This window comes from Pseudomonas benzopyrenica, assembly GCF_036884265.1.
Taxonomy (GTDB): domain Bacteria; phylum Pseudomonadota; class Gammaproteobacteria; order Pseudomonadales; family Pseudomonadaceae; genus Chryseomonas; species Chryseomonas benzopyrenica.
The window spans coordinates 1009875-1022274 of the sequence record NZ_CP145723.1; the positions used below are offsets into that span (position 1 = coordinate 1009875).

Annotated in this window: 9 protein-coding genes and 1 pseudogene; 4 read left to right on the forward strand and 6 right to left on the reverse strand. The window is 65.5% G+C overall.

Translation table 11 applies throughout. From position 1 onward, the window contains the following. Positions 1-58: 58 nt before the first annotated feature. Positions 59-2023: a choline BCCT transporter BetT gene (gene betT, locus V6W80_RS04735; protein ID WP_085984311.1), complete on the reverse strand. Its 1965-nt coding sequence runs from the start codon at positions 2021-2023 to the stop codon at positions 59-61. A gap of 248 nt (positions 2024-2271) precedes the next feature. Here betT and V6W80_RS04740 point away from each other — a divergent pair, with 248 nt between their 5' ends. Next, positions 2272-2676: a response regulator gene (locus V6W80_RS04740; protein ID WP_231893081.1), complete on the forward strand. Its 405-nt coding sequence runs from the start codon at positions 2272-2274 to the stop codon at positions 2674-2676. A gap of 478 nt (positions 2677-3154) precedes the next feature. Here the strand turns inward: V6W80_RS04740 and V6W80_RS04745 are convergent, their stop codons facing one another. The 5 genes and pseudogenes from V6W80_RS04745 to V6W80_RS04760 all read right to left on the reverse strand — a co-directional run bounded on the left by V6W80_RS04745 (position 3155) and on the right by V6W80_RS04760 (position 8871). Continuing rightward, on the reverse strand, positions 3155-4984 hold the full coding sequence (locus tag V6W80_RS04745) for a glycoside hydrolase family 15 protein (protein ID WP_338545983.1): 1830 nt from the start codon (positions 4982-4984) through the stop codon (positions 3155-3157). Further along, a complete protein-coding gene (locus V6W80_RS04750; protein ID WP_338545984.1) occupies positions 4977-5780 on the reverse strand; it encodes a glucose 1-dehydrogenase in 804 nt (267 codons plus the stop codon). The genes V6W80_RS04745 and V6W80_RS04750 overlap by 8 nt, the downstream gene beginning before the upstream one ends. Positions 5781-5865: 85 nt before the next feature. Next, positions 5866-6930 carry a methyl-accepting chemotaxis protein gene (locus tag V6W80_RS23950; protein ID WP_430707800.1) on the reverse strand — a complete coding sequence of 355 codons (1065 nt, stop codon included), beginning with the start codon at positions 6928-6930 and terminating at the stop codon, positions 5866-5868. A 111-nt stretch (positions 6931-7041) separates the two neighbouring features. Further along, a pseudogene (locus V6W80_RS23955) lies at positions 7042-7512 on the reverse strand (MCP four helix bundle domain-containing protein); the annotation flags it as partial. Positions 7513-7641: 129 nt separating this feature from the next. Continuing rightward, on the reverse strand, positions 7642-8871 hold the full coding sequence (locus tag V6W80_RS04760) for an MFS transporter (protein WP_338545987.1): 1230 nt from the start codon (positions 8869-8871) through the stop codon (positions 7642-7644). Positions 8872-9350: 479 nt separating this feature from the next. On the opposite strand from V6W80_RS04760, the gene V6W80_RS04765 reads away from it, so the two are divergent. From V6W80_RS04765 to V6W80_RS04775, 3 genes are read left to right on the forward strand one after another with little or no spacing between them, the layout of a single operon-like run. Next, positions 9351-10796 (forward strand): cytochrome ubiquinol oxidase subunit I, encoded by a 1446-nt coding sequence (locus V6W80_RS04765; protein ID WP_017640934.1) that lies wholly within the window; start codon positions 9351-9353, stop codon positions 10794-10796. Further along, complete coding sequence (gene cydB / locus V6W80_RS04770) at positions 10793-11815, forward strand: cytochrome d ubiquinol oxidase subunit II (RefSeq protein WP_017640935.1); 1023 nt, start codon at positions 10793-10795, stop codon at positions 11813-11815. Before V6W80_RS04765 ends, cydB begins: the two co-directional genes overlap by 4 nt. Then, entirely contained in the window at positions 11815-11976 is a 162-nt protein-coding gene (locus tag V6W80_RS04775) for a DUF2474 domain-containing protein (RefSeq protein WP_160923579.1), read from the forward strand. The genes cydB and V6W80_RS04775 overlap by 1 nt, the downstream gene beginning before the upstream one ends. Positions 11977-12400 lie beyond the last annotated feature (424 nt).

A 12400-nucleotide genomic window follows, 5' to 3' on the forward strand; every position in this document is an offset into this window, starting at 1 on the left:
GCGATTATACGACCTTTATGGCTTTCAATGGCCTTTCAGTCATTGAAAAAACCACTGGTTAACGCACCAGGTGCAGGAACTGCAGGTGGCGTTCGTACTGGTCGAGCATGTCGTTGAGGATCTGCTCGCGGTTGTAGCCCACCAGGTCGTAGTCCTGGCTGCCCTCGGTGAGATGCACCTCGGCGCGGTAGTAGCGACGATTCTTCAGGTGCAGGCCACCGATGCCGGCGCGGGCGAAGGAGGGGGTGAAATAGCCCTGCATGATCACCTGGTAGATGAAGGGATGCTCCTCGCCGTGGCCGATGATGAGTTGCAGGTTGGCGTTGGTGGCGTCGAACTGGGTCTCCACCACCAGACCTTTCTCCCGCGAGACCTCGACCATCTCTTCCATGGCCGGACGCACGGTGCTGTCCATGAAGCGATAGACCTCGTCCCGCGAGGGGAAGTACACCGCCTGGGACAGCCGCTGGCGCCAGCCGCCGTGCCGTGCCTTGCCGTTGGTCGCCACCGGCGCCAGGGAGTGCAGCCGCGCGCGCTGGCGCTGGGACTCCAGGTGCAGCGCCTTGTGCAGGCCCCACATCATCAGCAGCACCACCACCGAGAAGGGCAGCGAGGTCAGCACCACCGCCGATTTCAGCGCATCCATGCTGCCGGCGAACAACAGCCCGCCGGTGACCAGGGCCACGGCCGCGCCCCAGAACACCCGCAACCACTTGGGACCGTCTTCGTTGGCTTCACCGCCCTTGGACGACAGGGTGGACAGCACCACGGTGCCGGAGTCGGCCGAGGTGACGAAGAAGACGAAACTCACCAGCACGGCGACGCTGATCACCGCGCGGCTGGCCGGATAGGTTTCCAGCACCTGGTAGAAGGCCATGGCCGGATCGGTGAGGGCGGTCTGCGCCAGACCGGTCATGCCCTGGCCAAGCACCAGTTCCAGGGCGCTGTTGCCGAAGATCGACAGCCAGGCCAGGGTGAAGCCCAGGGGGATGAACAGGACGCCAAAGACGAATTCGCGAATGGTGCGGCCGCGGGAGATACGGGCGATGAACAGCCCGACGAAGGGCGCCCAGGCGATCCACCAGGCCCAGTAGAACACCGTCCAGCCACCGAGCCAGTCGGAGGGCTCGTCATAGGCATAGAGGTCGAAGCTCTTGCCTGGCAAGGCCGAGAGGTAGTCACCGATGTTCTGGATCAGGGTGTTGAGCAGATGCTGGGTCGGACCGGCGAACAGCACGAACAGCAACAGGGCGACGGCCAGCACCATGTTGATGTCGGACATGATGCGCACGCCCTTGTCGACGCCGGACACGGCCACGGCGATGGCCGCGCCCATCATCAGCACGATGAGGATCAATTGCACCCAGTGGCTGTGGCTGATGCCGAACAGGTAGTCCAGCCCGGCATTGAGGTGCAGCACGCCGAAACCCAGGTCGGCGCCGAGGCCGAAGATGGTGGCGATGATGCCGAAGGCGTCCACGGCATGGCCGATGGGGCCGTTGATGCGCTTGCCGATCAGCGGATAGAGCGCCGAACGCAGGGCGAGCGGCAGGTTGTGGCGATAGGCGAAGTAGGCCAGCGCCATGGCCACCAGGGCGAAGACCCCCCAGCCATGCAGGCCCCAGTGCAGGAAGAGGATCTGCATGGCCTGGCGCGCCGCCGCCGGATTACCCCCTTCGCCGGCGGGGGGCTGGGCGAAGTGGGTCAGGGGTTCGGAGACGCAGAAGAAGAACAGGGTGATGCTGATGCCCGCGGCGAACAGCATGCCGGCCCAGGACAGGTAGCTGAACTCGGGTTGGTCGTGGTCGGCACCGAGCTTGATCTTGCCGTAGCCGGACAGGGCGGTGACCACCACGAACACCAGATAGAGCGACATGGCCAGCAGGTAGTACCAGCCAACCGTGTTGGCGGCCCAGGTCTGGGCCTGCAACAGCCAGGCGCCGGCCTGCTCGGGACGACCGATGACGGCCAGGGAAAACAGCAGGATCACTGCAGCCGCGCAATAGAAGGCGGGGGGATTCAGCTTTACGGTGCCGGATGAGGGCGTCGCACTCATGGGGACTCCTTGCGAACTGCCAAAGGGAGAGAATTCTTTTTTTATTGATCGTTCGATTAAAAAAGAATACCACAGGAGACCCCTGAGGTGAACGCTTCGAGTCAGCGAGGCGCTGAAAGTTGCCGTTTAGAAGCCTTGCTTATGCCGGTGGTCGACTTTGGTCGAGCCCAGGCCGAATGGTCAGAACCGTGACCCCTTGGCAAAGTCTGTAGGTTATGACTCAAGCATCTTCTCCACTCGGCTCCTATCGTCCACTACTGTTGCTGGTAGAGGACGAGCCGTTGCTGCGGGAGTTGGCCACCGAGGCGCTGGAGTCCCTGGTGGATCTGCAGGTAGTGGCCGTATCGACTGCCGATGCGGCCTTGAGCTATCTGGAACAGACCGGTGCCCGCATCGATATCCTCTTTACCGATGTGCGCATGCCGGGACGGCTGGACGGCGAGGCCCTGGCCCAGTTGGTCTCCCAGCGTTGGCCGCATATCCCGGTGATCCTCACCTCCGGCGACCGTCTGACCGTACCCCGCGGCGCCGGTCGTACCCGCTTCATGCCCAAACCCTGGCATATCGACGACATGGCCAATTGCGTCAACGAGGCGCTGGGGCAGAGTCGGGTGGCGTGAGGGGATAGAACGCAAGATATCGTGGCCATGGCGGTCCGCCGATGCGGCCATTGCTACAGCCTTACGCTTTAGTTGTAGGGGTAGTCCGCGGTCGCGATGAATTACAGATTAATGAGTTGCAGAGTAGTAGCGTGGAAAACGGTGCAGCCTTTGCCACTGACAGCTTATTAGTCTGCTGCGCCCTCACCCCAACCCTCTCCCAGGGGGAGAGGGGGTTGCCTGAGCTGGCGTTCAGCTTTATCACCTCCGGCAAGATCGCGATCAACTGTCAGGCCGGCACCCGTGGGAGCGGCCGCATCGGCGGCCGCGATGGGTGCGGAGCGGTAGCACCGGTGCAGAGGGAATAGCTGGGCGAGATAACCTGCCTATCGGCAGCTTTCGGCCTTCCCATGATCGTCACGGCTCCTGATGGGGTCGCGGTCATGGGCCGCTCCTATGGATACCTCAGGAGCGACCCAGGACCGCCATTCAGGCCAATCTACGGCTGCCACTGCGGATCCCTGCCGCTCAGCTTGCGATCCAGGAAGAAGGCGGTGCTGATCAGGGCCAGGTGTGACAGGGCCTGGGGCAGGTTGCCCAGCGGGTAGCCGCGCTTGTCCAGTTCCTCGGCGTAGAGGCCCAGGGGGGTGGCGTAGCCCAGCAGTTTTTCGAACTCCAGGTGGGCTTCGTCGACACGACCGGCGCGGGCCAGGCATTCGACGTACCAGAAGGAGCAGGCGACGAAGGCGCCTTCTTCGCCCTTGAGGTTGTCCGCTGGCGTATCGGCCGGATTGTAGCGACGGATCATGCCGTCATAGGCCAGGTTGGTCTTGATGGCGTCCAGGGTGGACAGCCACATGGGATCGGTGGCGCTGACGAAGCGCACCAGGGGCATCAGCAGCAGGGCGGCGTCCAGGCTCCTGCCGTGGCGGGTCGAGGTGAAGTGACCCAGTTCGGCGTTCCAGAAGTTGTCCCAGATGTCTTCCTGGATGGCGGCGCGCGCGGCGTACCAGCGTTCATAGGGCATCGGCAGCGAACGCTTGACCGACAGCCGCATGGCGCGGTCGATGGCCACCCAGCACATCAGCCGTGAATGCAGGAAGTGCTCGGGATCGCCGCGCATCTCCCAGATACCGGCATCGGGTTGGTTCCAGTTCTCGCAGACGTGGTCGATCATCCGCACCACGTCCTTCCAGCCATGGTGGGAGATGGCTTCGCCATACTTGTTGGACAGGTAGATGGCATCCATCAGCTCGCCATAGATGTCCAGCTGAATCTGCTGGTAGGCCTCGTTGCCGATGCGCACCGGACTCGAATTGGCATAGCCCGCCAGGTGGTCGAGGGTTTCCTCGGGCAGGTCCAGGCCGCCGTCCAGGCGATACATGATCTGCAGCTTTTCCGGGGCGTTGTGGCTGTTTTCCACGCACTGGCCGACCCAGTGGGTGAAATCCTTGGCTTCCTGGGTGTAGCCCAGGCGCATGAAGGCGTAGACGGTAAAGGAGGCGTCGCGGATCCAGGAGGCGCGATAGTCCCAGTTGCGTTCACCGCCCAGGGCTTCGGGCAGGCTGAAGGTGGCGGCCGCGGCGATGGAACCGTGCTTGCAGGAGGTCAGCAGCTTCAGCGCCAGGGCCGAGCGGGTGACCATCTCGCGCCAGCGGCCCTGGTAGTGACTCTTGGCCGCCCAGGAGGTCCAGTAGGAGAGGGTATCCTCGAAGCAGAGATCGCTCTGGCCGGCGATGACCTTGTCGTCTTCCTCGCAGCCAAAGACGAAATCCAGCTGCTGCCCCTGCTCCAGTTCGAATTCGGCCAGGGCGGCGTTGCCGTCCACCTGCAGGGTGGCGCTCGAGGCCAAGCGCAGGGTCGGCTGGCCCTGGGCCTCGAACAGCGCGCCACCCTCCACCAGGCGCGCGCGGGTCTCGGCGCGGGCATAGTCGTGGGCCGGGGCGCAGACCAGGCGGAAGCGGCAGCGTCCGGCCACCACCTGCACGCGGCGGACGATGCGCGGCTTGGTGTCCTCGCTGCTGCACACCGGCATCAGGTCGGTGACCTCGGCGACGCCGTCCGCCGACAGCCAGCGGGTCTGCAGGATGTTGGTATCGGGTAGGTAGAGCTGCTGCTCGCGGGCGTCTTCCCAGACCGGGGCCAGGCTGAAGTAGCCGGCCTTTTCCGAATCGAGCAGGGCGGCGAACACCGAGGGGCTGTCCAGATTCGGCCAGCAGAAGTGGTCGATGGTGCCGTCGGTGGCGACCAGGGCGCAGGTGCGCAGGTCGCCGATGACACCGTGGGCGCCGATACTGCGGCGGGCGTGCACGGAGGAGGAATCAGCCATTGTCTTCGAATCCCGGATAGAGGCACATGCCGCCGTCGACGAACAGGGTGGTGCCGACGATGTAGTCGGCCAGGTCGCTGGCGAGGAAGACCGCCACGTTGCCCACGTCGTCGACATGGCCGACGCGCTTGTAGGGGATCAGCTTGAGCAGTTCGCGGGCCTTGGCCTCGTCACCGGTCACCTCTTCGTTGATGGCTGTGGCGATGGCGCCCGGGGCGATGCCGTTGACGCGGATGCCCTCGGCGGCGACTTCCTGGGCCAGGCTGCGCATCAGCAGGTTGACCCCACCCTTGGAGGCGGCGTAGTTGACGTGCCCGGCCCAGGGAATGACCTCGTGCACCGAACTCATGTGGATGATCTTGCCGAGGGCGCGGGAGATGTTTTCGTCGCGGCCCTGCTGGCGGAACTGGCGGATCGCCGCCCGGGCGCAGAGGAACTGGCCGGTGAGGTTGGTGTTGATCACCGTGTTCCAGTCCTCGAGCGACAGGTCGGCGACCGGTGCGTCCTTTTGCAGACCGGAATTGGCGACCAGGATGTCCAGGCGGCCGAAGGCTTCCAGGGTGCGGTCGAACAGCGCCTGGACCGCGGCCTCGTCGCCGACGTCACCGCCCACGGCGATGGCGCGACCACCGGCGTCCTGGATGCGCTTGGCCAATTCCTCGGCCGGTTCGGCGCTGGAATGGTAGTTGATGGCGACGGCGGCACCGGCCTTGGCCAGGGCTTCGGCGACGGCGGCACCGATCCCGGAACTGCCGCCGGTGACCAGGGCGACCTGGCCGTTGAGGGAAAGCTGCATGTCCAGACTCCTGCGCGGGAAAAGGTATCTGACTGCTGACCGCCACGCTCGCGTCTAGGTTCAGCCCGCAGGCGTTGCCGGATGTTCAGGCCGAGGCCGTGCGGAACAGGCTCATGCGCCGCTCCAGATCCTCGGCCAGTTCCGCCAGCTGGCGACTGGCGCCGGCGATCTGCTGCGAACCGCTGGCGGTTTCCAGGGTGGCGGCATGGATGCGGTTGATGTTCTCGTTGACCTCTTCGGCCACGGCGGTCTGCTGGGCCGCGGCGGTGGCGATCTGCGCATTCATGGCGTTCACCGAGCCGACGTCCGCTTGGATGGCCGCCAGGGCAGCGACGGCGCGCTGGGTCAGCGCGGCGGTCTCGTGGGCCTGGCCGCGGCTCTCTTCCATCTGCGCCGAAGCCCGCCCGGCGCCTTCCTGCAGGGTGGCGATCATGGCGCGGATCTCGCGGGTCGATTCCTGGGTGCGGGTGGCCAGGTTGCGCACCTCGTCGGCGACCACGGCGAAGCCGCGGCCCTGCTCACCGGCGCGAGCGGCCTCGATGGCGGCATTCAGCGCCAGCAGATTGGTCTGCTCGGCGATGCCGTTGATGACGGCGACGATGTTCTCGATGCTGGCGCTGTCGCTGGATACCTGTTGCACGGTGACGCTGGCCTGCTCCAGCGCCTGCACCAGCTGGCCGATGGCCTGGCCGGAACGGGTCACCAACTGATTGCCGGTGTCCACCTGGGCGCTGGCATTGCCGGTGGCCTGGGCGGCCTGGGCTGCGTAGCCGGCGACCTCGCCAATGGTGGCGGCCAGCTCGGTGACCGCCGCGGCCATGTGCTGGGCCTGGTTGGACTGCACATCGGTGTGGCGCTGGTTGGTCTGGGCGGTGCCTTGCAGCTGGGCCGCCGCCGTGGCGACCGAGCTGGCGGTATGGCGCACCTGGACGATGGTCTCGCCCAGGTGAGCGGTGGCGCTGCCCAGGGTGCCCATGACGCTGTCCGGGTGACGGGTGACGGGGCGCTCGTCCAGCCGGCCCTCGGCCAGCCGGCGGATGGCGGCGGCCACGGCATGGGGTTCGCCGCCCAGGGTCGCGCCCATCTGGCGAATGATCAGGATGGAGACGGTCACGCTCAGCAGCAAGGCGAGGGCGCAGGTCACCAGCATCAGCCAGCGGAAGCCACCGGCGATGCCGCGCACCTCGGTCAGGTGGCCACTGGCGATGGCCTCCTCGTGATCGATGAGCGCATTGATGCGCTTGAGCCACTCGACATAGGCCGGCGAGACGCGCTCCAGCAGGAACACCCGGGCGCCTTCCAGATCACCGGTCTGGCGCAGTTGCAGCAGGCGGTCGGTCAGGGGCAGGGCGGTGCCTTCGATGTCCTTGATGGCCGCCAGCAGGCGCTGTTCCTCGGCAGTGGCGCCCTGGCTGACGAACAGCTGATCCATGGGCTCGGCGGACTGGCGATAGAAGGCCTTGAGTCGGTCGATGTCGGCCAGGCGACTGGCCAGGGGCGCGGCGTCGTGGATCAGCACCGTATCGCGAATGGCGATGGCGCGGTCGTGCACGCTGCCGCGGAAGTTGATGGCGTAGCGCTGCTTGACGCTGGCGCCCTGGCTGACAGCGGTCAGGGTGTCGTCGATGACGCCGACGCGCTGAACGCCCACCAGGGTGATCAGCAGCATCAGCACCAGGATCAGGCCGAAGCCCAGGCCCAGGCGAGCGGCCATGGAAAGAGGGGTACGCATGCAGACCTCAACGCTTTAAAGGATGTGACATGGATCACATTTTGCGACAAAGGTTTGCGCGATAAGATTATTCCGGAGCGAGCGGTCATCCCCTGGGTATGAGTGGCAATTCGGGTGACAGGGCTGGATTCAGCCGTCCTGGCGCGGCTCCGTCAGCCGGTCGCGCTTGGCCAGGCCCGGGAACAGCTTCATCCAGACCCCGGTGATCACCAGGGTGCCGACGCCACCCAGCACCACCGCGGGCACCGTGCCGAAGAAGTGCGCGGTGACCCCCGATTCGAATTCGCCGAGCTGGTTGGAGGCACCGATGAACAGGCCGTTGACCGCACTGACCCGGCCGCGCATGGCATCCGGGGTCTCCAGCTGGACGAAGGAGCTGCGGATCACCACGCTGACCATGTCGGCGGCGCCGAGAACCACCAGGGTACCCAGCGAGAACCATAGCGAGGTGGACAGGCCGAAGGCGATGGTGGCGACGCCGAACAGCGCCACCGAGCCGAACATGATGCGACCCACGTGGCGATTGAGACTGACATAGGCGAGCAGAAAGGACATGCCCAGGGCGCCCACGGCCGGTGCCGAGCGCAGCAGGCCCAGGCCCCAGGGTCCGGTGAGCAGGATGTCGGCGGCGAACACCGGCAGCAGAGCGGTGGCGCCGCCCAGGAGCACGGCGAACAGATCCAGGGAAATGGCGCCGAGCACGTCCGGGCGACTCCTGATGAAGCGGATGCCGGCCAGCAGGTTGTCCAGGGTCGGCTTTTCCTTCTGGCTGGGCGTCTGCCGCGCCGGCAGACTCGTGACCAGCAGGATGGCGATGCCATAGAGCACCACGGCCGGGCCATAGACCCAGCCGGCGCCCAGGGCATAGAGCAGGCCGCCCAGCGCCGGGGCGATGATGGTGGCGCCCTGCATGGCCGAGGCCGCGGCGGCGATGGCGCGCGGAAAGATCGAAGGCGGCACGATGTTGGGCAGCAGCGCCTGGGTGGTGGGCTGCTCGAAGGCGCGCGCGGTGCCCAGGCAGAAGGCCAGGATGAAGATCAGCTCGCGGGTGACCGCCTGATTCAGGCTGCCCACCAGCAGCACCAGGGCGATCAGCCCCTGGCCGGTCTGGCAGAGGGCAGCCACCCGGCGGCGGTCGTAGCGATCGGCGACATGGCCGGTGTGCAGCATGAACAGCACCCGCGGCAGGAATTCCACCAGCCCCACCAGGCCGAGGTCGAGCACGTTGCCGGTGAGGGAATAGAGGTGCCAGCCGATGGCGACGGTGAGCATCTGGAAACTGCCGGCGGTACAGATGCGGGCGAACCAGAAGGCGACGAAGGGACGGTGGTGACGCAGCTGCAGGGTATCGCCGGACATGACTGGGGCTCGCGAGGGCAGAGGCGGCATCTTAGGCCACCTCAAGGCTAATCGTCAGACAACTTGCCGTGGTGGTTCAGCGGTTCACTTTAGGGGTGGCGAGTGATTCTTGCGGTTCTGCGCGTCCATCGGGCCATACGCGACGACGCGGCATGGATGAGGTATGGCGAGGCGTGGCCACGACGTCCAGAAGCAAAAAGCACCGCCCAAATGACGCAGGTGACTGCCGAAACACCGCCCTTGGGGTGCGACAGCCTGCCCGATGCGACATCGAACCACGTAAGCAAATGTATCCAGGAGGACTATTCTAAAGCCTGACGTTGATCCACGTCAGCTTCCGACCTGGCCCTTTGGGCTAGCAGCGGCGCCGCCTTTTTAGCGTCCCGCTAGAACCCCAGGCGACGCCGGAGGTTCGAACCTCGGTCAGCGTCAACTCGACCGGCTGCTCTCGATGGCCGGCGTGCCTGAGAGGAATAGCTATGTTCGGCCTCGAAGCCCTGGATCTCGCCCGGATCCAGTTCGCCTTCACCGTGTCCTTCCACATCGTCTTCCCGGCGCTGTCCATCGGTACCGCGAGCTTTCTCGCCGTGCTCGAAGGGCTCTGGCTGAAGACCGACAACCACGTCTACAAGGATCTGTATCACTTCTGGCTGAAGATCTTCGCGATCTTCTTCGGCATGGGCGTGGTGTCCGGTCTGGTGATGGCCTATGAGTTCGGCACCAACTGGAGCGGCTTCGCCGACTATGCCGGCGCCGTGACCGGCCCGCTGCTGACCTACGAGGTGCTCACCGCCTTCTTCATCGAAGCCGGCTTCCTCGGCGTCATGCTGTTCGGCTGGAATCGCGTGGGTCGCGGCCTGCACTTCTTTTCGACGGTGATGGTGGCCATCGGCACCCTGATGTCGACCTTCTGGATCCTGTCCTCCAACAGCTGGATGCACACCCCGAGTGGCTACGAGATCGTCGATGGTCGCATCGTCCCGGTGGACTGGCTGGCGGTGATCTTCAACCCGTCGTTCCCCTTCCGCTGGGCGCACATGACCATCGCCGCCTACCTGTCGGTGGCCTTCCTGGTCGGCGCCTCGGCGGCTTGGCACCTGCTGCGCGGTAACGACAACCCTGCGGTGCGCAAGATGTTCTCCATGGCCATGTGGATGGCCCTGCTGGTAGCGCCCATCCAGGCGTTCGTCGGTGACGCCCACGGCCTCAACACCCTGGAACACCAGCCGGCCAAGATCGCCGCGATGGAGGGCCACTGGGAGAATCCTCCGGGCGAAGCGACTCCGCTGATCCTGTTCGGCTGGCCGGACATGGAGCGCGAGGAAACCCGCTTCAAGCTGGAGATCCCGGTACTCGGCAGCCTGATCCTCAAGCACAGCCTCACCGAGCCGATCCCGGCGCTCAAGGACTTCCCCAAGGAAGACCGGCCGCCGGCCTATGTGGTGTTCTGGTCGTTCCGCATCATGGTCGCCCTGGGCATGCTGATGATCGCTGCCGGTCTGTGGAGCGCCTGGCTGCGCTGGCGCGGCAAGCTGTACGAGACCCGCGGCTTCCTGCGCCTGGTCACCTGCATGGGCCCGGTCGGCCTCATCGCCCTGCTGGCCGGCTGGTTCACCACCGAGGTGGGCCGCCAGCCGTGGATCGTCTACGGCCTGTTGCGCACCAAGGACGGGGTATCCAACCACAGCGTCACCCAGTTGAGCATCACCCTAGTGGCCTTCGTGGTGGTCTACTTCGCCGTGTTCGGCATCGGCACCCTCTATGCCCTGCGCATGATCGGCAAGGGTCCGCACACTGGTGAAGGCGACCTGCCCACCTCCGGCGGCCCGGGCACCGATCGTCATCCCAAGCGTCCGCTGTCCGGCGCCGATGGCGGCCTGGAAGAAGACAATCCCAATGACCAGCTGACCGGAGACCGCACATGAACGGCATCCCTGGCATCGACCTCCCGCTGATCTGGGCGATCATCATCATCTTCGGTCTCATGATGTACGTGGTCATGGACGGCTTCGACCTGGGCATCGGCATCCTCTTCCCCTTCGTCAAGGGCAAGGAAGACCGCGACGTCATGATGAACACCGTGGCGCCCATCTGGGACGGCAACGAGACCTGGCTAGTGCTCGGCGGGGCAGGGCTCTATGGCGCCTTCCCGCTGGCCTACTCGGTGATCCTGCCGGCGTTGTACCTGCCGCTGATCTTCATGCTGATCGGCCTGATCTTCCGCGGCGTGGCCTTCGAATTCCGCTTCAAGGTCCAGGAAGGCAAGGAAGCCCTGTGGGACAAGTCCTTCATCTTCGGCTCGCTGCTGGCCAGCTTCTGCCAAGGCGTGGCCCTGGGTGCCTTCATCGAAGGCTTCCCGGTGGAGAATCGCCAGTATGTCGGCGGGCCGCTGGACTGGCTGACGCCCTTCTCGATGTTCTGCGGCCTGGGCGTCATCGCCGCCTATGCGCTGCTGGGCAGCACCTGGCTGATCATGAAGACCGAGGGCCCGCTGCAGGCCACCATGCGTCGCCTGACCAAGCCGCTGCTGTTCCTGCTGCTGGCCTTCACCGCGGTGGTGAGCATCTGGACCCCGCTGAGCCAGGCGGCCATCTCCGCCCGCTGGTTCAGCATGCCCAATCTGGTCTGGTTCCTGCCGGTACCGATCCTGGTGGGCGTGGTGACCCTGGCCCTGCTGCGCGCCATCCTGCGCGAGGACTCGCACCACGCGCCCTTCCTGCTGACCCTGGCGCTGATCTTCCTCGGCTACAGTGGCCTGGGTATCAGCCTCTGGCCGAACATCATCCCGCCGGGCGTTTCCATCTGGGAGGCCTCGTCGCCGCCGCAGAGCCAGCTGTTCCTGCTCATCGGCACCCTGTTCATCATCCCCATCACCCTGATGTACACCTTCTGGGGCTACTACGTGTTCCGCGGCAAGGTACGCGCGGGGGAGGGCTATCACTGATGGTCGGCCGCTCGCGCGAACCCAACCCCGCGGACAACAAGCCGCTCTGGCAGCGGCTGGCCTGGATGGCCGCCATCTGGGCCTGCAGCCTGGTAGCGCTCGGCGTTGTGGCCTGGGTGCTGCGGCTGGTGCTGACGGCGGCGGGGCTCAAGTCGCATTGACCCTTCCATGTGTCGGTGGATGAGGCTGCGCCGTCATCCACCCTACGTGGGGGCCTGTTCCAGTGCTGGAAGGTATCCCGCGTGCGGGACCGCCCCCTCTCCCGCTTGCGGGGGAGGGCTGGGGTGGGGGAGTACGCTTATATCTGCTCGGATCGCCAAGCTGATTTACGGTGTGCTCGGTAAGCTTTTGTTCCGCCCCCGTCGGGCGGGTTACTTTTTTCAGTCGCCAAAAAAGTAACCAAAAACGCTTGCCCTGGTCATCCGGCCCTACGCTGCACTCCGGGTCCCCTCGCTCCGCCGCTCTTCCGGCGGGCCGCCGTCGAAGGGCCGTCCTGGCCCTCGACGCCTTTCGCGGCATCCCTGCCGCTCACCCAACTCCAGAGCGGCTGCGTTCGGCCTACTGAACAGGGCGCTTGGGTGCCGG

Coding starts and splice junctions, on each gene's coding strand:
- V6W80_RS04740 (WP_231893081.1), top strand. CDS start 2,272: ATGACTCAAGCATCTTCTCCACTCGGCTCCTATCGTCCACTACTGTTG.
- V6W80_RS04745 (WP_338545983.1), bottom strand. CDS start 4,984: ATGGCTGATTCCTCCTCCGTGCACGCCCGCCGCAGTATCGGCGCCCAC.
- V6W80_RS04750 (WP_338545984.1), bottom strand. CDS start 5,780: ATGCAGCTTTCCCTCAACGGCCAGGTCGCCCTGGTCACCGGCGGCAGT.
- V6W80_RS23950 (WP_430707800.1), bottom strand. CDS start 6,930: ATGCTGGTGACCTGCGCCCTCGCCTTGCTGCTGAGCGTGACCGTCTCC.
- V6W80_RS04760 (WP_338545987.1), bottom strand. CDS start 8,871: ATGTCCGGCGATACCCTGCAGCTGCGTCACCACCGTCCCTTCGTCGCC.
- V6W80_RS04765 (WP_017640934.1), top strand. CDS start 9,351: ATGTTCGGCCTCGAAGCCCTGGATCTCGCCCGGATCCAGTTCGCCTTC.
- cydB (WP_017640935.1), top strand. CDS start 10,793: ATGAACGGCATCCCTGGCATCGACCTCCCGCTGATCTGGGCGATCATC.
- V6W80_RS04775 (WP_160923579.1), top strand. CDS start 11,815: ATGGTCGGCCGCTCGCGCGAACCCAACCCCGCGGACAACAAGCCGCTC.